Origin of the sequence: Conexibacter sp. W3-3-2, from assembly GCF_009707605.1 — a bacterium.
Lineage (GTDB): Bacteria > Actinomycetota > Thermoleophilia > Solirubrobacterales > Solirubrobacteraceae > Paraconexibacter > Paraconexibacter algicola.
The window spans coordinates 1,104,459-1,125,226 of the sequence record NZ_WLYW01000001.1; the positions used below are offsets into that span (position 1 = coordinate 1,104,459).

General features: G+C 69.8%; 19 protein-coding genes and 1 pseudogene. 10 read left to right on the forward strand and 10 right to left on the reverse strand.

All coding sequences use genetic code 11. From position 1 onward, the window contains the following. Positions 1-10 precede the first annotated feature (10 nt). Positions 11-1,549 (forward strand): annotated as a pseudogene (locus tag GKE82_RS05480) (FAD-dependent oxidoreductase); the annotation flags it as partial. Positions 1,550-1,744: 195 nt separating this feature from the next. Here GKE82_RS05480 and GKE82_RS05485 read toward each other — a convergent pair. The 4 genes from GKE82_RS05485 to GKE82_RS29765 all read right to left on the reverse strand — a co-directional run bounded on the left by GKE82_RS05485 (position 1,745) and on the right by GKE82_RS29765 (position 5,884). Beyond that, positions 1,745-2,905: an acyl-CoA dehydrogenase gene (locus tag GKE82_RS05485; protein ID WP_196189400.1), complete on the reverse strand. Its 1,161-nt coding sequence runs from the start codon at positions 2,903-2,905 to the stop codon at positions 1,745-1,747. A gap of 227 nt (positions 2,906-3,132) precedes the next feature. Next, positions 3,133-3,735 carry a TetR/AcrR family transcriptional regulator gene (locus tag GKE82_RS05490; protein ID WP_154732609.1) on the reverse strand — a complete coding sequence of 201 codons (603 nt, stop codon included), beginning with the start codon at positions 3,733-3,735 and terminating at the stop codon, positions 3,133-3,135. After that, complete coding sequence (locus GKE82_RS29760) at positions 3,732-5,195, reverse strand: MMPL family transporter (protein WP_154732610.1); 1,464 nt, start codon at positions 5,193-5,195, stop codon at positions 3,732-3,734. Before GKE82_RS29760 ends, GKE82_RS05490 begins: the two co-directional genes overlap by 4 nt. A 5-nt stretch (positions 5,196-5,200) precedes the next feature. Next, the gene (locus tag GKE82_RS29765) at positions 5,201-5,884 is read right to left on the reverse strand and encodes an MMPL family transporter (protein WP_154732611.1); all 684 of its coding nucleotides are present in this window, start codon (positions 5,882-5,884) and stop codon (positions 5,201-5,203) included. Between the two features lie 198 nt (positions 5,885-6,082). Between GKE82_RS29765 and GKE82_RS05505 the strand changes: the two genes are divergently transcribed. The 3 genes from GKE82_RS05505 (at position 6,083) to GKE82_RS05515 (ending at position 8,713) form a co-directional block, all read left to right on the forward strand. Beyond that, the gene (locus GKE82_RS05505; protein WP_230316100.1) at positions 6,083-6,520 is read left to right on the forward strand and encodes a PaaI family thioesterase; all 438 of its coding nucleotides are present in this window, start codon (positions 6,083-6,085) and stop codon (positions 6,518-6,520) included. Next, positions 6,513-7,559, forward strand: coding sequence for an LLM class flavin-dependent oxidoreductase (locus GKE82_RS05510; protein WP_154732613.1), 1,047 nt, complete (start codon positions 6,513-6,515; stop codon positions 7,557-7,559). The genes GKE82_RS05505 and GKE82_RS05510 overlap by 8 nt, the downstream gene beginning before the upstream one ends. 236 nt (positions 7,560-7,795) lie before the next feature. Next, positions 7,796-8,713: an ArdC-like ssDNA-binding domain-containing protein gene (locus tag GKE82_RS05515; RefSeq protein WP_154732614.1), complete on the forward strand. Its 918-nt coding sequence runs from the start codon at positions 7,796-7,798 to the stop codon at positions 8,711-8,713. 6 nt (positions 8,714-8,719) lie between these two features. Here GKE82_RS05515 and GKE82_RS05520 read toward each other — a convergent pair whose 3' ends face one another. After that, entirely contained in the window at positions 8,720-9,055 is a 336-nt protein-coding gene (locus tag GKE82_RS05520; protein ID WP_154732615.1) for a hypothetical protein, read from the reverse strand. A gap of 309 nt (positions 9,056-9,364) precedes the next feature. Between GKE82_RS05520 and GKE82_RS05525 the strand changes: the two genes are divergently transcribed. From GKE82_RS05525 to GKE82_RS05550, 6 genes are all read left to right on the forward strand, one after another. Beyond that, positions 9,365-9,574, forward strand: coding sequence for a hypothetical protein (locus tag GKE82_RS05525; RefSeq protein ID WP_230316101.1), 210 nt, complete (start codon positions 9,365-9,367; stop codon positions 9,572-9,574). Then, positions 9,571-9,861 (forward strand): hypothetical protein, encoded by a 291-nt coding sequence (locus GKE82_RS05530; RefSeq protein ID WP_154732617.1) that lies wholly within the window; start codon positions 9,571-9,573, stop codon positions 9,859-9,861. The genes GKE82_RS05525 and GKE82_RS05530 overlap by 4 nt, the downstream gene beginning before the upstream one ends. After that, positions 9,858-10,085: a hypothetical protein gene (locus GKE82_RS05535; RefSeq protein ID WP_154732618.1), complete on the forward strand. Its 228-nt coding sequence runs from the start codon at positions 9,858-9,860 to the stop codon at positions 10,083-10,085. The genes GKE82_RS05530 and GKE82_RS05535 overlap by 4 nt, the downstream gene beginning before the upstream one ends. Further along, the gene (locus GKE82_RS05540) at positions 10,082-10,573 is read left to right on the forward strand and encodes an RNA polymerase sigma factor (RefSeq protein ID WP_154732619.1); all 492 of its coding nucleotides are present in this window, start codon (positions 10,082-10,084) and stop codon (positions 10,571-10,573) included. Before GKE82_RS05535 ends, GKE82_RS05540 begins: the two co-directional genes overlap by 4 nt. A gap of 118 nt (positions 10,574-10,691) precedes the next feature. Next, the gene (gene mobF, locus GKE82_RS05545; protein ID WP_154732620.1) at positions 10,692-13,574 is read left to right on the forward strand and encodes a MobF family relaxase; all 2,883 of its coding nucleotides are present in this window, start codon (positions 10,692-10,694) and stop codon (positions 13,572-13,574) included. Positions 13,575-13,610: 36 nt separating this feature from the next. Next, on the forward strand, positions 13,611-13,979 hold the full coding sequence (locus GKE82_RS05550) for a hypothetical protein (protein ID WP_154732621.1): 369 nt from the start codon (positions 13,611-13,613) through the stop codon (positions 13,977-13,979). A gap of 9 nt (positions 13,980-13,988) precedes the next feature. Here GKE82_RS05550 and GKE82_RS05555 read toward each other — a convergent pair whose 3' ends face one another. The 5 genes from GKE82_RS05555 to GKE82_RS05575 form a co-directional block, all read right to left on the reverse strand. Then, a complete protein-coding gene (locus GKE82_RS05555) occupies positions 13,989-14,963 on the reverse strand; it encodes a nucleotidyl transferase AbiEii/AbiGii toxin family protein (protein ID WP_196189069.1) in 975 nt (324 codons plus the stop codon). Next, entirely contained in the window at positions 14,960-15,439 is a 480-nt protein-coding gene (locus GKE82_RS26790) for a hypothetical protein (protein ID WP_196189070.1), read from the reverse strand. Before GKE82_RS26790 ends, GKE82_RS05555 begins: the two co-directional genes overlap by 4 nt. A gap of 341 nt (positions 15,440-15,780) precedes the next feature. Then, positions 15,781-17,424: a type IV secretory system conjugative DNA transfer family protein gene (locus GKE82_RS05565; RefSeq protein WP_196189071.1), complete on the reverse strand. Its 1,644-nt coding sequence runs from the start codon at positions 17,422-17,424 to the stop codon at positions 15,781-15,783. A 25-nt stretch (positions 17,425-17,449) separates the two neighbouring features. After that, entirely contained in the window at positions 17,450-18,352 is a 903-nt protein-coding gene (locus GKE82_RS05570; RefSeq protein ID WP_154735027.1) for a lytic transglycosylase domain-containing protein, read from the reverse strand. Between the two features lie 186 nt (positions 18,353-18,538). Beyond that, on the reverse strand, positions 18,539-20,755 hold the full coding sequence (locus tag GKE82_RS05575; protein ID WP_154732625.1) for a hypothetical protein: 2,217 nt from the start codon (positions 20,753-20,755) through the stop codon (positions 18,539-18,541). Positions 20,756-20,768 lie beyond the last annotated feature (13 nt).

Consider the following 20,768-nt stretch of genomic DNA (forward strand, 5'->3'; position numbering starts at 1 on the left):
AGCCCTTCGAATGACACAGCACGACTACGACTACCTGATCATCGGCTCGGGCTTCGGCGGCTCGACCAGTGCCCTGCGGCTCGCGCAGAAGGGCTACAAGGTCGCGATCCTCGAGTGCGGCAGGCGCTTTGCCGACGACGAGTTCGCCGACAGCACATGGAAGGCCTCGCGGTACTACTGGTTTCCGAAGCTCGGCATGCGCGGAGTGTTCCGCCTCACCCTGTTCAAGGACATCCTCATCGCGTCCGGGAGCGGCGTCGGAGGCGGCTCACTGGGCTACGCCAACACGCTCTATCGCGCGCGTCCAAGGTTCTACGAGGACCCGCAGATCGCAGGACTGGCCGACTGGGAGGCGGAACTGGCACCGCACTACGACGAGGCCGAGCGGATGCTCGGCGTCGTCACCTACGACCAGGAGACCGACGCCGACCGCCTCCTGAAGGAATACGCCGAATCGCTTGGCCGCGGGGACACCTATGCGAAGACCCGCGTCGGGGTCTACCTCGGCGAAGCGGGCAAAACCGTCCCGGACCCGTTCTTCGGCGGTGAGGGCCCCGATCGGACCGGGTGCATGCGTTGCGGGCAGTGCATGGTGGGCTGCCGCTTCGGCGCGAAGAACACGCTCGTCAAGAACTACCTGTGGTTCGCGGAAAAGCTCGGCGTCGACGTCATCCCCGAACGGACCGTCGTTGACATCAAGCCCATCGGAACTGCGGACGGCTCGGACGGCTACGTCGTGGCGCACGAGAAGACCGGCTCGTGGCTCAGGCGCGACCGCCGGCAGCTCCGTGCCCAGGCCGTCGTCGTCAGCGCCGGCGCGGTGGGTACCAACAAGCTGCTGGCGACCTGCAAGCTCCGCGGCTCCCTTCCCCGGATCTCCGATCGCCTCGGCTACCTGGTCCGCACCAACAGCGAGTCGATCCTCGCCGTGACCGCCCCTGACGACACCCGCAACTTCGCCCAGGGCGTCGCGATCACCTCCTCGATCTACCCCGACCCGGACACGCACATCGAGCCCGTCACCTACGGTCAGGGAGGTGACTCGCAGTCCCTGCTGTTCACGCTCATGACCGAGGCAGGCCGGCGAGGGACGCAGCCGCTGCACCTGCTGCGCAACCTGGCCACGCACCCGCTACAGGCCGTGCGGGCCGCGCGGATCAAGAACTTCTCCCGCCGCACGATGATCATCCTGGTCATGCAGTCGCTGGACAACTCGATGCGTCTGCGCGTCAAGCGTCGCTGGCCAAACGGGAACGTCGTCCTGACCACTGAGCAGGACCCCGACAACCCCAACCCCGACAAGCTCCCCGCCGCCTACCGTTGTGCCGAGTGGATCCAGGCCCGGATCGGTGGCACGGCGCAGGCGATGGCCACCGAAGCCTCCCTCTCCATCCCGACCACCGCCCATATCCTCGGCGGCGCTGTCGTCGGGGCCTCGCCACAGTCCGGCGTCGTGGACACGGACCACCGCGTGTTCGGCTACGAGAACCTCCTCGTCTGCGACGGCTCCGCCGTGCCCGCCAACATCGGCGCCAACCCGTCGCTGACCATCACGGCCATGACCGAGCGCGCCATGGCCGCCATCCCCGCCAAGGACCCGGGTCCCGCAGAGCCCACCCCCCCTCACGGTCCCGGAACCCGTCTGACCTGCAACGCGAGAACGTCAACGCAGCGCCGGGTGACGATCGCGGTCACCGGGGGTATCGCGCCAGTGGTCACCAGGCGTCGTTCTCCGACGGAGCCGTCAGTAGGAGCGCGGGAGCCCGAGCGAGTGCTCGGCGACGTAGTTCAAGATCATCTCGCGCGAGACAGGGGCGGTGCGAAGGAGCCGGACGACGAACCAGTAGTTCGAGAGGTTGTACTCGAGCGCCACGCCGTTGCCGCCGTGCACCTGGATTGCCTGGTCCAGGCAGCGGATACCTGCCTCCGCCGCGGCGAACTTCGCGATGTTGCTCGCTTCCGCAGCACCCGGAGCGCCGGCGTCGTACAGCGCCGCGGCCTTCTGGGTCATCAGTCGCGCCTGCTCGAGGGCGATCTTGGCCTCGGCGAGCGGGTGCGAGAGACCCTGATGGGTGCCGATCTTCTTCCCGCCCCACACCACGCGCTCGTTCGCGTACGCAGACGCTTTGTCCAGTGCGTACCGGGCAATCCCGGTGCACATCACGGCGGCCGCGATGCGCTCGGGGTTCAGTCCGTCGAAGACCACCTTCAACCCCTGATCCACGGCGCCGATCATCTGGTCTTCGGCGACCTCGACGTCGTCGAAGTAGAGCGTCCACTGCTTCTCAGGTGCTTGGAGCGCGGTCGGGATGTGCTGGAAGGTCAGCCCAGGGGTGTCGACGTCGACCATGAAGAGCGACAGCCGCCCGCGGCCCGTCGTCTCGTCGGTGCTCGTCTTTGCCACGACCAGGACGTGGTCGGCGTCTTCCATTCCGGAGATGTAGTACTTCTGCCCATTCAGCACGTAGCCCTCGTCCGTCTTCTTCGCGACGGTCGAGATGCTGTGCGAGTTGGAGCCCGCGTCGGGCTCGGTGATCGCGAACGCGATCTTTGTCTGGCCGGTGCCGACGCCCCGCAGCCAACGGTCCTTCTGCGCGACGGTTCCGTGGCGGGTCAGGATCGAGCCGGCGATCGCGGGTGAGACGACGATCAACAGCAACGGACAGCCGGCGTACGCGACTTCCTCCGCGACCGCGGCGAGCTCGTACATCCCAAGCCCGCCTCCGTCCCATTCCTCCGGGATGTTCACCCCAAGGAAGCCGGCCTCCGCGAGCTCGTTCCAGAGGGCGGTCGGGGGCTCGTCCGCGGCGGTCTGCCGAACGAAGTACTCCGGTCCGTACTTCAGCGAGATCGCGCGTACCGATTCACGCAGGAGCTTCTCCTCCTGGGTCGGAACGAGCGGCAGACGCGGCTCGAGGGCGTCGGCAAGGCTTGAAGGTGCCATGGAAGTCTCCTCAGGTGATCTGGACGTCCGACTACCGTAACAGTCGTTCCGGTAATCGGTCGCTGTCGCCTTCCGTGCTGCCAATCTGGCCGTCCGGTGACCGGAACGGTCGCTCCATGCAACGCCAAGGGTGAGGTGGGCCCTCGACGACTCATCTTGCCTCTCAGCCTCGTCGCGGCCGGGTTTCGTCAGGTGGCGACATGCACGACCCATGCCTGGAACTCGCCAATCGCGTTCTCCAGGTCCGGGGTGGTCCCGCGTGCCAGCCACTCCAGGGCCAGGCCCTGGATGCCTGCGAGCAGCAGGGTCTGAAGGGTTGCCGAGGGGATACGCAGCGCGCCGCCGCGAGCCTGATGCTCGGTGATCAGCTGGGCGAAGAGCCCACGCAGGCGCTGGGTGGCGGCAGCGACCACCGGCTGGAGCGCCGGGTTGGTGATGGCTTCGGTCTGCAACCCGAACCAGGCGATCATGAGGCCGCGGTCCCGCGTGAGCACATCCCAGATGGCGTGGAACGCGACGTCGACGATGGCCGGAGCAGCTTCGAGTCCGGCGACCGCAGCCGGAATCCGGTCGACGAGCCGCGCGACGATGGCCGATACCACGTGGGAGAAGAGCTGGTCGCGGCTGCCGTAGTAGTAGAGGACCGACCGCTTGGGGATCCCGGCTTCGTCGGCGATCCGCTGGATCGAGGCTCCCGCGTAGCCGTCGGTGGCCAGACACCGCAGGGTCGCCTCGATGATGAGACGCGCCCGGGCGTCGCCCTTGGCGGTCAGGTGCGCCGGGGTGCTCACGAGCCGACGGCGGCCGCGGGTTGTGGGGTATCGGTCGGCGCCACCGGCTGGGCCGGTCCTTCCAGGGCGAGGCGCGGCAGGAGTCGATCGAGCCACCCGGGGAGCCAGAAGCACCAGCTGCCGGAGAGCCGCATCAGCGCGGGCAGAAGGACGAGCCGGACGAGAGTGGCGTCGATGATCACGGCAGTGACCAGCCCGGCCCCGGGCTGGCGCACGGTTTGGAGCTTGGTCGTCATGAACGCGAGGAACACCCCGCCCATGATCGCGGCCGCACCGGTGATCACCCGTCCGGTCGCGTCGATGGATTCAGTGATCGCGAGGTCCAGGCGTCCGGTGTGGTCGAAAGCCTCGCGCATCCGGGCGAGAATGAACACCTGGTAGTCCAGGGAGAGGGCGAAGACGATCGCGAACATGCCGAACAGGGCCAGGATGTCGGCGAACCCGGCTCCACCGAGCAGCGGGTCATCGCCGGTGCTCACGAGCGCGAGGACACCGAGCGAGGCGGTCACGGTGATGAGGTTGAGCACGATGCTGATCAGCGGCAGCACCAGGGCGCGCAGGACGACGATGAGCGCCAGCAGCGCCACGAGGCTGAGCGCGGCGATCAGCACCGGCAGGCGGTCGGACAGCACGCGACGGTAGTCGTCCAGCTGCGCGGCGACGCCGCCGACCTGAACCTGACCGGCGGCGGGCGGCGCCGCGCGAGCCTGCGCGCGCAGCGTCTGCATCAGCGTGTCGGTCTGGGAGGAGTTGGCTGCTCCGCTCGGAATCACCGTGAGCGCGAAGACGCCTGCGCGTCCGCGTTCGGGACCGAGCACTGCGCGGACCCCGGGGACCGTCCGCAGCCGACCGCTCAGTTCCGCGACGGCCGCTGCAGAGGGGGCTCGGCCGCTCGCGTTCGGCGCAGCGATGATGCGGGCCGGTGCGATCCAGCCGGGTCCGATCGCCCGCGCGGTCGCCTCGGTGTCGAGTCGCGCTCGGTTCTCGGCCGGCAGCGTCCTGACGTCGGGGGGGCCTGTGTCCAGCCCGAGGGCCGGTGGAGCCAGGGCGAGCAGGATCAGGAGGCCGGCGGTGGCCGCCGGGATCGGCCGACGCTGGACGGCGTCGGCGTAGCGCGCCCAGGCACCGCCGCTGCGGCTCGGCCCGCCGATACGCAGCCGGTCGATGTTCGTCCCGAGGAGCGCGAGCATCGCCGGGACGGCCAGCAGCGCGCCGAACATCCCCATGATCCCGGCGGCGGACACCCCGACCGCGGCGGACAGCAGGAAGCTCCCCGGCGAGAGCAGCATGGCCGTGACCATCGTGACCAGGAGTGTCAGGCCGGCGAACACGACGGTCCGTCCGGCGGACTGGCCGGACCCCAGGGCGGCATCGGTCACCGATTGGCCCTGGGCGAGGAACTCCCGGAACCGCGAGACCATCAGCAGGGCGTAGTCGACCCCGAGGGCGAGCCCGAGCATGGATGTCAGGGGGTCGCGACGTCGGTGATGTCCCTGGAGCGGGCTACGAGGTCGACCAGCCCGTAGGCGGAGGCAACGGTCGCCAGGCCCAGGATGGCGGGGATGCCGGCCGCGACGGGCGAGCGGAATACGAGGAGCAGGACGATCAGCAGGATCGGGATCGCGATGAGCTCGGCGTCGTGGGCCGCCTTGACGGACTCCTCCGAGACCGCGCCGCCGATCGCGGAGAACCCGGTGACCGACGCGGTCACCGGCGCTGTCACGGTCCGGTCGACCACCGCGCGGATCCGGTCGGCCGCCTTGCCGTCGAAGCTCTGCAGTGAGGGGACGCGCGCGACGACGAGCTCTGACTGCAGCCCACCGTCAGCGGACCGCGGCAGGTGCCGTGCCGGAACGGCGGACACGTCGACATCCGTAAGCGCTGCGAGCGCCGCCATCAGCTCGTCACGCTGCTCGGCGAGCCCCGCCCGGGGGCCCGTGAGGAGCACCGGTACCTCAGTGCGCTCCCCGAACGCGCGCTCGTCGACCGCCGCGGCCCGCGCGCTGCCGGACCCCGGAACCTCGATCGAGGTCGACGCGAGATGCCCGGTCAGCTGGGTGCCGAGCGCTACCAACGCAATGGTCACCGTCGCCCAGATCCCCAGGGCGTGCCAGGGCCGCCGGACCGACCAGGCGGTGATGCAGATCATCGTCGTGCTCTGTGGTACGCGGGTCGAGCTCCCATCGAGCGGAGCGTACCGCCTGGTCGGGTTTTTTGTACCATTCGGTTACTTTTCGCTAGGCTCGATGCTATGTCACCCCAGGAACGCGGCCTTCGAACTCTTCGAGCCGTCAGCGATGACTCGGCGGGGAGCAGCGCTCCCGCCCGCAGCCACGACCCGATGTGCATGGCCTGCGGACCGGCGAACCCGAACAGCCTCGGCGTTTCCGTCTGGTTCGAGGGCGAACGCGTCCACGGCGAGGTCCGCCTCGACGAACGCCACAGCGGCGCCCCCGGCTACGCCCACGGCGGCGCCATCGCGGCGATCATGGACGACCTGCTCGGCCAGGTCCTCATCCCGCTCGACCGCCCCGCCGTGACCGCGACGATCACCGTCGACTTCCGCGGCCCCGCGCTGCTGGGACGCACGCTCACGCTCGAAGGATGGTGCGAGAAGATCGACGGGCGCAAGCTCCACATGCGCGGCGAGATCCGGGACGGAGACGCCCTGGTGGCCGAGGCCCGCGCGCTCTTCATCCACGTCGACGTCTCGCACTGGGAGGCCTCCGGTCAGCCGCTGCCCGAGAGCTGGCAAGGGTGGGGCGGGGAGGTCCGCGATGCCTGAGCCAGGCTTCGACGCCGCTCCGTCACTGTTGATCACCGGTGGTGGGGGGCTCCGCGACATCGCCGAGTCCGCCGCGCTTGCCGAAGACGCCGGATTCGCCGGAGCGTGGACCACCGAGTTCTACGACCGCTCCGCGACCGTCTCCCTGGCGGCCATGGCCGCCGCGACCCGAAACATCACCCTCGGCAGCGCGATCGCCTACGGCTTCGGACGAACCCCGCTCGTCTGGGCCGCCGAGGCGCGTGACCTCGACGAGCTCACCGGCAAGCGCCTGATCCTCGGCCTCGGTACCGGCACCCGCCGCATGCAGCAGGACTGGCACGGCCTCGACGGCGAGCACCCGGCGCCCCGCATGGAGGAGCTCGTGCCGCTGCTGCGCCGCCTGCTGCGGCTCAACGAGGGACCGATCGCCCACGACGGTCGGTTCTACCGCCTGCACGTCAAGCCGACGCTCCCCGTCGGGCCGCCCCCGCGGACAGACCTGCCGATCTACCTCGCCGGCGTCAACCCGCGGATGATCCGCGCCGCCGGCCGCGTCGGCGACGGGCTCGTCGGCCACCCGCTGTTCACCGCCGAGTACGTCCGCGACATCGCCCGTCCCGCGCTCGCCGCCGGCGCCGAACACGCCGGCCGGGACGTCGAACTCCCCATCGCCGGATACCTCACCTGCAGCGTCAACGAGGACCGCGACGCCGCACGGCAGGCAGCGCGCGCGACCGTCGCCTTCAACTCCACCGTCAAGACGTACCGCGTCGTCCACCGCCACCACGGATGGGAGGACCACGCCGAACGGATCCGCGAGAAGTGGATCGGCGGCGACTTCGCCGCCGCCGTCCAAGCCGTCCCCGACGAGATGATCGACGCCATCACCCTCGCCGGCACCCCCGACGAGGTCCGCGCCCGCTACGCAGAACGCTGGCAGGGCGTCTACGAGCACACCCTTCTCTGGCCGCCAGCGTTCGCAGGCATGGACGGCGTCCGCGCCGTCATCGAGACGTTCGCCCAGCCTGAGGCAGGCCGAGCTCCGGGGAGCCGGTAGTACGAAGCCCCTCGTCGCCGGGCTGAAAGTTCGCGACGAATCGGCGCTACCGGACTTAAACTCTGCACAGGGCCCGGACTTCTTATCGCCGTAACCCGCCCCGGCCGAAGGCGTCTGTCTGCCTCGCCCGCCGCGGATCGATCCCGCTGATCGTGGCACGGCATCCCTGCCGTGCTTGGTCTTCGGGGATCGGTCCCGCATCGGGCGGGGCCACCGAGATTCATCGGAGGCGTCGGATGTCGACGAGTACAAAGAAGGGCCCGTCCAAGGAGACGGAGGAGCAGCGCCAGGCTCGCCGCGAGGCAGACCGTCAGCGGGCGCAGGAGGCGGTAGAGGCGTTGCGGTCGAGCGAGGGGTGGCAGCGGTGGCTGGGGTTGCGCCGGCACTTCCACCGCTACTCGCTCTCGAACCAGATTTTGATCGCGTTCCAGATGCCGGAGGCATCGCGGGTCGCGGGGTTCCGCGCGTGGCTGCGACTTGGCTATTGCGTGGCGAAGGGTGAGCGCGCGATCCGCGTGTGGGTCCCAATGCCGCCGGCCAAAGCGCAGATCGCCGAGTGGCTCGAGGCGGGCGGGGCCGCGAACGACAAGCCGCGGGTCCGCTTCCGGCTGGGGCCGGTGTTCGACCGCTCCCAGGTCACGCCGCTCCCGCCGCCGGCCGAGCCGGTGCCCCTGGACCCGCCGATCATCGAGCCCGAGGGCGACTCACTCGGTTGGGCGTTCCCGCGGCTGTGCGCGCTGGCCGGCGAACTCGGCTGCGGCGTCGTGATCGAGCGGATGCCCGACGGCACCGGCGGGTGCTTCATGCCCGAGCTGCGCGTCATCTCGCTCAACGAGGCGAACTCGGTGAACCACCAGGTCAAGACGATGATCCACGAGCTCGGGCACGCGCTGATGCGCTGGTCGATCGAGAAGGGCGAGGTCGAGCTGACCTACTCCCAGGAAGAGCTCGTCGTGGAGTCCGTCGCCTACACGGTGTGCGGGTCGATAGGGCTGGACACCAGCGACTACTCGATCCCGTACCTCACGTCCTGGAGTGAGCGGACGCCGATGGAAGTCGTGGAGCGCTGCGCCGCCTGGGTCGACCAGATCGCCAAGCGCATCGAGGACTGCGTCGGCGACCCGCCCGGCGCACCGCTGGTCGCGGCCGCGTAGCCGCCGTCAGGGCTGGAAGCCGGCCCGCTCGAGTTGCTCGCCGGTCAGCTGCCATGGCTGGCCGGCGACCCAGTCCCCCGCGATCTCGTCGAGGAACTCGTGCAGGTCCGCCTGGCTGGGCGGGCGACCGACCCAGTGGCCGAGAACTGCGGTCGCGATGGTCGCCTTGTCGGCGGTTGTCTCCCAGTCAAGGATCGAACGAGGACCTGATGCCAGGACCGTCCCCGTGGTCGCGCCGTCAGGTCCCGACGTGGTGCAGGTGAGCTGCGTGCGCTCGCCTCCGTCAAGGCCGTGGACATAGCTCCCGGCGTACGTCGTGAACCTCAGGGTCTCCGTTCCCATCGCTTGAAGGTACCGAGAACCGAGTCAAAACAACGGTTTGAGGTAGTTCGGGGATCGAAGAGGAGGACAAGCGCCGGTCGCTGGGTGGTGGTCGGTCCTGTCCTTCAGGCGAGCACCCTCCGCCTATGGGTGTCAAGCCCCGCGGAGTCGCCTACGGCGAGTCCTGACGGACCGGGGCTTGACACCCGTCGGCTCGGGCGCGTGCCAGCGGCCATGACCAACCACCACCCAGCGGCAGGCCGGAAGGACGGGCCGCCCCCAACCCCAAAGCAGCAGCGCTACCTGCGCCAGCTGGCCACCAGCAGAGGCGTGAGCTTCACGCCCCCCACAACCAAGGCCGAAGCCTCCCAGCTGATCGCACAGCTCAAGGCCCGCACGCCCGACTCCAGGTCGGACCGCACCCGGGAGATCCGCAACGTCCAGCGCGACATGCAGACCCGCGGAGGCGCGGCGCGCGTGCGCGACCACGAGCTCGAAGGCCACGGCAGCACGGCCGCCTGGAAGGAGCGCAACGCATGAGCCCGCTCGACGTCGTCCAGGTCGCCACCTACACCACCGACGCCGGCGAGCACCGCGTGCTCGAGGCCTCGCGCACGCACCGCGGCTACCGCCTCAACGACCTCCCCGCAACCCCGGGCGAGGGCGACTCCTACCTCGTGGAAGCCGACCTCCTCGACGTCGAGGAGCTGCGCGGCGTCGTCATGGACTACCTCGCCCAGACCGAGCTCAGCGGCCTCATCCCCATGGACACCCGCCGCGTCTACCCGGACACCCCGCTGGACGACGACGAGCAGGTGGCCGCATGAGCCCGCTCGACTACCCCGACCCCGCCGAGCGCCTCGCCGCCGACGAGGCCGACCGGGCGCTCGCGCAGCTCTTGGGCGACTACGTCACCCGCCGCGCGAACTGCACCACCCCCGAGGTCCTTGACCTCCTCAGCGCCGCGGGCGAGCACGGCCACCAGGCCATCGCCCAGATGCGCGACCTCATCGCGTTCTACGAGGCGCTCAACGCGGGAGGCACGTCATGACCGCGCTACGCGGTGACGAGACCGCCCTCTACCGCCAGCACGCCGACCACCTCCATCGTGTCGTCCGCACCCGCGTCCGCGGCGGCGACCACACGCTCGTGGAGGACGCCTGCAGCTACGCGTGGATGCAGCTGCTGCGGTACGGCCCCGACCGCGACACGGTGTTCCCGTGGCTGGTGCAGGTCGCGACTCGGGAGGCCTGGCGGCTCGTCGCCCAGGACCGCTCGACCGTCAGCCGCGAGACGTCGCGCGCCGATACGGGGCACCTCGGCGCCGCGCCGGACATCGACGAGCAGGTGGCGTTTCGCGACCTCCTCTCCACGGCCGCGAGCCTTCCGCAGCGACGACGCCAGTGCCTCGCCCTGCTCATCGCCGGCCACAGCTACACCGAGATCGCCAGGGCCACCGGCTTCTCCCTGACCGCCGTCAACAAGCAGCTCGTCAAGGCCCGGTCCACACTTCGCCAGCACGGTCACGACCTCGCCTGACCACGACCCTGTCCAGCCTCCGCACCAAGGAGCAACTGGACCGGCATACAGTTGCACTCCCTTGAGTGCGGGCTCAATCCAGGGGGGAGTAGACGGCCTCTCGCGCGACTAAGTAAGTGTGCTGTCGATTGGAAAACTCGCCGCCGGCAAGGAGCAGTACTACATCGAATCCGTCGCCCACGGGCAGGACGATTACTACACCGGGAGCGGTGAAGCACCCGGGTCCTGGATCGGGACGGGCGCCGGCGAACTTGGTCTCAGCGGCACGGTCGAGCCCGACAAGTTCACGGCGATCATTGAAGGCACGACGCCGGATCAGAAGACGTCCCTGCGGCCCACGACCGCGAAGGTCACCGTCGACGGATACGACCTCACCTTCAGCGCGCCGAAGTCCGTCTCGCTTCTCTACGGCGTCGGCGACGAGCGGGTGTCCCTCCTCGCCCGCGACGCACACGACGTGGCCGTCCGCCAGGCCCTCGGATACCTCGAGCGCGAGGCTTGCCAGGTCCGTCGCGGAGCCGGCGGGAAGCGCGTGCTTCCGGCTTCTGGTGTCATCGCTGCTGCGTTCCGTCATCGCTCGTCACGTGCCGGCGACCCGCAGCTCCACACGCACACCGTCGTCGCGAACGCAGGCAAGGCGGAGGGCACCTGGTCGACGCTCGACGGCCGGATGCTCTACGCCCACGCGAAGACTGCCGGATACCTCTACCAGGCAGCCCTGCGCGAGCAGCTCACCCGCGATCTCGGCGTGGAGTGGCTCGCGGTCGAGAACGGCATGGCCGAGATCCGCGGTGTCGACCCAGGCGTCCTGCTGCACTTCTCGCAGCGATCGCACGAGGTCGAGGAGCACCTCAACGAGGTCGGCAGCCGAGGGCGCCGTGCGCGTGAGCTCGCCGTACTCGAGACGCGGAAGCGAAAGGACTATTCCGTGGCGCCCGACCGACTGCATCAGGTCTGGCGGGCGCGTGCGGCAGAGCTCGGCTTTGGACGCGATGAGATCGACGCGGTGTTGGGTCAGGCTCGGCCGCAGGACGACTCTCCCCGTCCTCTCCTCGAAGCCGCAGAGCGGCTCGCCAGTCCGCACGGCGTGACGAGGAACGCGAGCACTTTCGACAGGCGCGATGTCCTGCGCGACTGGGCGACCGAGCACCGCTCGGGAGCGTCGGTCGAGCAGCTCGAGCGGCTCACCGACGTCTGGCTCGCGTCCGACGCGGCTGTCCCCCTCCCCGCGCAGGCTGCCACCCCGGCCGGTGGTAGCCGGTACTCCACACGGGAGATGCTCGCCATCGAGCGCGAGCTCGTCGACGGCAGCCACCGAAGGCGCTCGGCGGGCGTGGCGCGCGCTCGACCGGAGGCCGTCGAAGACGCGATCGACGGCCGACCGACACTGACCCAGGAGCAGGCGGTGGTCATCCGCGGGCTCACCCGTTCCGGGGACGGCGTCCAGGTTGTCCGTGCCGCAGCCGGCACCGGCAAGACGTTCGCGCTCGACGCTGCGCGCGAGGCGTGGTCCGAGAGCGGCGTGCCCGTCGTCGGCTGCGCGCTCTCTGCCCGGGCGGCCGTCGAGCTGCAGTCGCAGTCGGGCATCCGCAGCGACACCGTCGCCCGCCTCCAGCGGCAGATTGCGCAGGGCCACGGCGTGCCGAAGGGCGGCGTCCTCGTCGTCGACGAGGCGGGCATGGTCGGCTCCCGCCAGCTCGCCGCTCTCGCCGCCGCCGCCGAGCGCGCCGACGCGAAGCTCGTCCTCGTCGGTGACGACCATCAGCTCCCGGAGATCGACGCCGGCGGCGGGCTCAGCGGCATCGCCAAGCGGATCGGCGCGCTGCAGCTGCGGACCGTCATGCGGCAACAGAGCGAGTGGGACCGAGAGGCTCTGGCGCACCTTCGGAGCGGGCGGATCGAGGAGTGGGCCGAGGCGTACCGGGACCACGGTCGGATCGTCTCGAGTGCCACCGCCGAGACCACCCGGCGCTCGCTCGTCTCCGACTGGTGGATCGCCGCCCGCGACCCTCAGCTGGACACGGTGATGATCGCCCACCGCCGCACCGACGTCGCCGATCTCAACCACCGCGCGCGGCAGCTCATGCTTGCCGACGGTCGCCTCGGGGACGCCGAGGTGACCGCGCACGACCGCGACTTCGCCGTCGGGGATCGCGTCCTTGCCAAGCGCAACGACCGTCGGCTCGACATCGTCAACGGCGCGCGCGGGGTCGTGGTGGACGTCGACCCGGACCGCCGCGCCGTCCTCGTGGACGTGGCCGGCGGCGACACCGTGAAGCTCGATGCCGGGTACCTCGACGCCGGCCACCTCGATCACGGCTACGCGCTCACCGCCCATGCCGCGCAGGGCGCCACCGTCGACAAGTCCTTCGTCCTCGGCTCGGACGACCTCTACCGCGAGTGGGGCTACACCGCGCTTAGTCGCCATCGCATCGAAGCTCGCTACTACACGGTCTCGCTCGGTCGACCCGAGCCCACCCTCCCCGGTGTCGAGCCCGATCCGGACCCGCTCATCGAAGACCTCAACGCTGCGCTCAAGCCCTCGCGACGCAAGCAGCTCGCGCTCGACTCGACCAAGGGTCAGGAGATCGACGAGAGCGAACGTCCGGTCGGGACATTCGGCGATCTGCGCGCTGCGGAGCGCGACCTGCGACGGGCTAGCGAGGAGCGTGATCGGATAGCCGCGCTACTCGCCGAGGCCGACGCACGTCAGCGCGAGCTCGCGGCAGAACTCGAGTCGACCCCGCGGCGGAAGCGGGCAGCGCGGGCCGCTCTTGGCGAGGCGCTGGAGCGACAGCAGGCGATCACCTCGGAGTGGCGAGGCCGGGGCGTTGAGCTCCTGGCCGATGTCGACGAGGCGCTCGGGCGGCATGGCTCGTTCGCGGCCGAGCTCGAGCTGCGTGGTCTCGACCTGGCGGACGCTCATACCGCTGACTTGCCCGAGGTCGACGCGCCGGACATAACTTCGCGAGTCGATGCTGGTCCTGACCTTGGGATGTAGGGGGGCGAGTTCTTCGCGGCGCCGCCTATCGAGAGCATGCTTCCCAACACCATCCAGGTCGTCGCGATTCCCGAGCAGTGCTACCGCTGCGGAGGCGTCACGCGCGGCATCGTCGGGGTCCTCGCCCCACGTTCTACGGGCACCGTGTTCCGTGAGTTCGACGACGTCGCCGAAGCGCTCGCGAACGTGCTCGATCCCGAGGTCCTTCGCGTCGGCGGGATCGGGCCGATCAAGCTGCGACGGTCACGCACCCGGGGTCGGTACATGAGCAACGGCTGCGTTCACTGCGATGCGATCCTCGGCAGCTTCCCGCTGTGGGAACGGCTGAACGAGGTGCTCTCAGAAGGCTTCCAGTTGCACGACTTCGCCCTGAGCGTTCGGGTCGGAGATCCCGCGCGCCAATAGCTCGATCACTCAGAGCAGATCGCGATATTCGGCGACGCGCTTGAGGATCGCGCCGAGGCTCGGCCAGACCGCGTCACGCGCGGCAAGCGCCCGGGCGCGCTCGTAGTTGTCTTCGAGGTAGTCGCGCAGGTCGGAGCCAGGGGGTGCCGCGAACGCGGGGCTGTCGGCGTAGCCACCGTCAGGCCGAGGGGTCGAGCCGCCGTAGTGGTTGGAGCTGATCCGGCGCACGTCCTCGACGACGCCCACGAAGGCCTCGCGGTCGGCCAGGCGCGCCAGCGTGTCGGCGTACCCGAGGATCTGGAATACGTCGTAGTAGTGGCGACCGAAACGGCCGTCGTTGGCGGTCGACGCGTCGACGAACTGCGCGCCGACGTGGTGCAGCACCGAGAGCTTCTCCAGCAGGGTTCGAACGGGCAGCAGCGCCCGGACTCGGAACGACTCGAGGTCCTCGTAGCTTTCGTCAGCGACCTCCTCGGCCTGCATGAGCAGCGGCGCAATCTCCACACCCTGGCTTGGCCACTCACCGCCGGCGTAGCCGGTTTCCAACTGCACGCCGCCGGCGATGACGCCCTCGATAGCCGGCGCCTCCAGCCTGGAGGGGTAGCTCAAGATGTCGGCGCGGTGGGGCCATTTGCCGCGACCGGGCGGCCGCGCCTCGTGCCGATCCAAGCCGAGCCGTCCAGCCACCAGCGCGGACATCTGCTCGAGCAGCAGCTCGCACTCTTTGCGACTCTGGGCCTCGGTCTTCTGCACGAGGATGTCGACGTCCTCGGAGAACCGGTCGATCAGCGCGTACCCCTTCGACACGGATGTGCCGCCCTTGAAGACGACGTCCGCCCCGTACCCTTCCGGCCCGCAGAGCACCCGCAGGACCTGGCAGACCCAGTAGTCCTTCTCGATGAAGATGGGCTGGTAGCCCGTGCGCTCCGCCGCCAGGCCGACGGCGCCGTCGAAGTCGTCGAAGTTCTCGCGCAGCAGCGTCATCCAACCAGGACCCGCAGCGCCTTGTCGGCGGTTCGCTTGTCGCGGGCGCGCGGAACCCGCCCGGCCGCATGAGTGTGCCCGGCGTACTGCAAGACCGCGCGCAGGCGCTCGCGCACCGCGGGCGGCTCGGTCGCGCTCGCGCGAACGACCCGGTCGAGGCGGACCTCGCGCGAGCGCAGCGCGCGGGCGAAGCAGTCCAGCGCCTCGTCGGCGGGAACCTCGACATAGCGGTCCCATGCGTCCAGGGCCTCCAGCAGCGTGACCTCGGCCTCATTGAGCCCCAACGTGCGTCGGCCGCGGCGCGCGTCGCGGCGCACCACCTTGACGTCGCGCGGCAGGTTACGCGGCGAACGCGTGGAAATCGCAAGCGTCAGCTGCCGCGGGACCTGGGTGGACAGGCCCAGTGCGTTGGTGGCGCTCCACTCGGCTGCGCCGATGGCCTCCCTGGTCGCCGAGGACCTCGCGGACGACGGCATGCCCCGGGGTGGGCGTCATCCCGAACTTGCTTTCGCGCCCACGCCAGTAGACGCCGCGCCGCACGCGTCGCAGCTGCTCGTCCTCGACAAGGCGGCGCAGAGCGCTGTTGATCGCGTCCGGCGTACCAAGGTCGTCGAAGTCCGAGACCGACCAAGCGCGCTCGCCGCCGGCGAGCACGCGGTGCGTGACCTTACGGGAGACGGAGCGATCTGCGGTGACCTTCGACATTCCTTAATGATCGTAACGCGTTACGCAAAAACGTCAATAGCTGATGTAACCCGTGACGCAAAACCGTCAAAACCCATCAACGTATGCCCGACGCCCGAGTTCGGGACGCGCGCTACGACCCTATGGTCGGCCAGTCTTCCCACCACGCGGCCGTAGTCAGCGTGGCCGGCTTCTGCGCGCCCTCGACGAGCAGCGCTCGGTCTCGCGCAAGTTGCTGGAGCTGCGGCGCAGAGGCAGCGCTGCGGGCGTGCTGAGACCGTGTCCGCGACGCGCGCGCGGCATCGCCGAATGCGCCGGCAACAGTCTTCGACGTCGTGACTTTGGGCTCTTCGCCGATCAGCCCTTGGACGAACCGGCGCGTCTTCTCATCGGTCACCGGTCCCAAGAAGAGCTTCGTCGTGCTGTTGGCGAGGACACCGTCCGCCCCTCGTGGGTAGCGCTCGTGGATCTGTGCGAGCGACTGCCAGATGGTCGCGATCCGGACGCCGTTCCCGGCCGCTTGCGAGAGGTGGCTCGGCAGGTCCCGTAGCGGCGCGATGTTCGCCGTCTCGTCGAGGAGTAGACGGAGGCTCCGCTCGAGCGGCTTCTGCTGCCGCGTCCGGTCCGCGGCCTCATGCAGGATCGACGACAGGAGACCGACGACCAGCGGCCCGAGGAGACGCTGATGTCGAGCACTCGCCACGACGTACAGCGTCGACTTGGCTTTGCTCAGAAACTCGTCGAGTGTGAACTCATCCCCCGCGCGCTCGAGCTCGGGGTACCGATACGCCGCGAGCAGGGAGCCGGCCGACATGTAGGTCGTCCCCTTGTTGCGGTCGTCGAGTTTGCTGACGGCCTCGATCTGGCGCTTGGCGTCCACGCGAGCCGCATCGCTCAGGATGCCGACCGGTTTCCGGATCTCCTGCGCATCGACCCAAGCGAGAACGGTCGACATGGTCTGCTTGTCGAGGGCGGCAGCGTGCAGCAACGGCGCAAGCAATTTCGCCGCTTCACCCCGCCAGTAGGCGGCGATCTCCGAATCGCCACCGTCGGCCGCGTCAGCGATCCACTGGGCCTGAGCCAGGGCGTAGCTCCAGTCATCGCAGCCACGGAGCGGAGACCACGTCGCTGACTCGGCACCGAACGGATCCCAGATCCAGACGCGCCCGTCGTCGCGCGCACGGGCCTCGGCGGTTGCCTCAACGACATCGAGCTTCGTGCTGGTGACGACAGCCGGACCGTCGTGCTCCAGCAGCCAAGGGATCACGTACCGCGTCGTCTTGCCGGACCGTGTTGGTGCGATGAGCGCCACGTGGGACTCAGGATGCGAGGCGATGAGCCTGCCGTCGAGGCGTCCGAGCGTGAAGCGACCCGGCTGGCGCGACCGGACGATCGCGTCGCGGAGATCTCGCCGGCGGGCCCACGTCCGCTGCCGGCTCCCCCGCGCGTCGTACGGTCGGCGCGCGAGCGATGCCCGGGAGACGTATGCATCGACGCGCCGCCAGGTCAGCGTGGCGGCGGTGCAGGCAGCGACCATCACGGTGGAAGCGATGAACCACCAGACGATCGGTCCTGGCATCGCCCCACGCGCTTCGGCCGGGAACGCCTGAGCCGGATCGGCCCAGTGGCCTTCAGCCGCGATCCGCAAGCTGCTGACCAGGGCCGAGACGACATTGAGGCCGGCGACCGCCCTCGCGTTGACGACCTGGGTGGCGAACGGAATCGCGACGAGCGTCACGGCCGCGGTGCCGAGGACGGCAGCCATCTCGATCGCCACCCACGGATCGTCTTCTGCCGTTCGATCAGCCATCGGTTCCGAACACGTCGACCCACGCCGCGGGTGGACGCCGGGCAGGGGCCGGCGCGTGATTCCACGACAGGTGGAGATGATGCCCGCGACCGTGGTTGCGGTCGCCGTCGTAACCGACCCATCGGAACGGCGCACGCGGCCTGCCCTGCTGCGGTTCTGCCCAGCGCGCCAGGCGGTCGATGTCGTCCCAGGAGCCGTTCGGTCCTGGGACTAGGTCGACGCCGAGACCCAGCGGATGTTCTCCATCGGCCGCGTGCCCGGACGGTGCGTAGCCGTCGGTCACCTTGAGGCGGTACGCGGCGATGAGCGCGAGGAGGTCGGGGAGGATGCGTTCGTCGATGCTCTCCCCCGGCATCCCCGGGATCCCGACGATGCGTCCGCCGCCGGTGATCCGGCGAGAGCCCGTCGCCTGTGTGACGATGCCGGTCTCGCAGGTCGGCTCGACTCCCGGCGCGCTCAGCCGCTCCGCTTCGCGCAGGACTTTGTCGACGTACCACTGAGCGTGGTTGTAGGCGAAGAGCGCGTCGCGCCACGAGCCGGGAGCTCCGCTTGCGCGAAGGTAATTCGCTGCGCTGTGGATCGCGTCAACGGCGTCGTACGGATCGCGCTTCCCGTCGCCATTCGCGTCGACGCCGTAGGCCATCCACGTGCTCGGGAGGAACTGGGTCCACCCGATCGCACCGGCACTCGACGGCCCCATGTTCTGCCCGAACCCGGACTCGACGCTCGTCAGCCCAGCAAGGATCGAGGGGCCACGGGGCCCGAGCTCGTACCGGGCCGCGGCATCTCGGAAGATCGGCCGGAGCTCCGGTGGGACCTCGCCGCTCACGGCTCCGCCGCAGGCCCCGGAAGCGCTGGCGGGCATCCCCGCTCCAGCACCGGCCGCCGCAGCCATCCACGCCACCAGGACTGCAGCCAGGAAGGTGACCGCGCCTGCGGCGGCTGCCGTCCCCAGTGCAAGAGCCCTGATGCTCACCGAGCTCTCCGTGGATGAATCTGCCGGGCGCGCCGGTCCGCGCGCATCCGCGCGCGTTCTTCCGCCGTGCGCCGGCGGACCAGCTGAGGATCGAAGCGGACTTCCTCACTCCCCCTCCGCGGCACGCATGAGTCGCTGCTCCTGATCGAGGTGCCCGCGGACGGAAGCTCGGAGCACCTCTTGCTCGGCTGGTGCGGCCGCCCGGTACGCGACAGGGTCGATGCCGGCGGCGCGGAGGTGGCGATCGTCGTCGAGCGGGAGCCCCGCGGCGTGATCGCGAGCGCGGGCCTGCCGGTACTCGGTGAGGTCGCGCGGACTGACGGGTGCCCCGCTCTGTGCGTTGCTTGTGGCTGCGCGTCGTGCGACCTGCTCGGCACGGACCGCCTCGGGGCTCTCGACATCCTTCAAGAGTTCTGCGCGACGCTTGAGGAGCATCGCCTGGTCGGCGTCCGGTGTCGGCACCGGCAGGCCTTCGGCACGGGCGGAGGTGTGAAGGTCGTCGTAGGACGCAAGCCGGCGATCGATCACGCGGAGCTCGCGTCGAGCCTGCTGCGTCCGGCCGACGCGCTTGGCCGCCACCGCTTGCTGCTGCGCCACGGCGCGCTCACCCTGAGAGTCGAGCGCCTCCGACGCGAGACCGGCGATCGCTGCACCGCGTGCTTCACGTCGCTCCCCCGCCAGAGCCCCCAGCTTCGACGCCGGCGCGGTCGCCGGCGCCGCAAGCTTGCGGCCGATTCGGGATCCCATCCAGGCGAGCTGGGCGCCGTGATACGCGGAGCTCATCATGGACCCGCTCTGCTGGCCGGCGAGCTTCTGGGAGGTGCCCGCGGTCGCGAAGCCGAGCAACTCCTGGCGCTTGAGGAAGACGCCCCACCACAGCGCGATCTGGACCAGCCAGACGCCGAACCAGCCGACGTCGAGCCGCGCCACCGTCGCCGCGACAGCAAGGACGACCGCGAGGAACACGGAGTAGATGAGCTTTGCGACCAGCGCCCCGGCGAGCCGCTTTCCCCACGCCACGAACGTCGCCCGTCCGGACTCGCCGAAGGCCGGAGCCAGCAGAACCACCGGCGCGAACAGCAGCAGCAGGAGGGTCAGGATGGATGCGAGGAGGAGTCGCACCCCGATGTACGCGAGGAGAACGATCGCCCCGGTCATGCCGACGGCGATCAGCGCGAGGAGGGCGAAGCGAGGCACGGTCCCTCCCGCCTCCTGCATGCTGGCCCGTTCGGGGTTCTTCGCGACGCGACCGCGAACCTCGTCCGGCAACTTCGGGTCCTCGCCGTCCCCGATCCCGACCGCGTCCAGCGCAGCTCCACCGAGAGGGCCGGCGAGCGCGTCGACGACGCCTGGTCTCCCGCCCCCTTCGGCATCCTCGCCCTTCAGCAGGTGGTAGAGACCGCGGCGCTGTCGTGAGGCCGCCGGGTACTCCAGCCACACGTCTGCGTTTGTGATCGTCCGCTCGCCCTTCGCGGCCTGATCGCAGTACTCGACCGACCCGAACTGCAGCGCGCACCACGGGTCGCGAACGGTCTGGTCGAAGATCCCTGAGACGGCATCCGAGAGCGCTCGCTCGGGATCGTCGACCGGGCTTCCGGTTGAGGCGGCGAGGATTCCGACCGCGGCGTCGTTGGCCAGCTTGGAGGCGTGGCCGACGGTCCCGAGTGGGTTGGAGACGATCACGAGCCCAACCACCATCAGTCCGACGGTTGCGCCCAGCCCCGTGATCGTCTGTGAGGTCCTGCCCTGAAGGAGCCCGCGCCACGTCCCCCACAGGGCGGCGACCGAGAGCGCCGTGATGAACCAGGACTCACCGAAGACGTCACGGTGCAGCCGGTCGAGCGTCTCGCGGACATCGGTCATCGCGGCGCCTAGCAAGTCGAGCGAGAACGCCCACTCAAGGAGGAGGAGCACCGCCTTCACGAGGTAGACCAACGCCATCCAGATCAGCGCGGCGATGCTCTGCAGCGCACCCAAGAAGCTGTCGCCGAGGTTCGTGACCGAGAAGCCGACCTGGACATCGAAGCCGTAGGCGCTAACCGGATAGGAATGTGCGACGGAGCCGGATCTCGTGCAGTTCGCGCGGGCGTGAGCGCCGCTGGGCCGGCGACACCCAGGCGACCCCGCCCCCAGCGCTGAGAGCGGGTCGGCGTAGTCGCCTTTCGAGGTCGACATCGTCGGTGCCGCCGGAACCGCGGTCGCTGCCGGAGTCGGCGCAGGCGTCGGGTCGGGCGTCGCCGCCGCTCGCGGCGTGGCTTCGAGGACGACCGCATCCGCGCCGGCGGACGCGGGCGCCGTCAGCGCGACGGCCACGAGGATCACGGCTCCGAGCCGC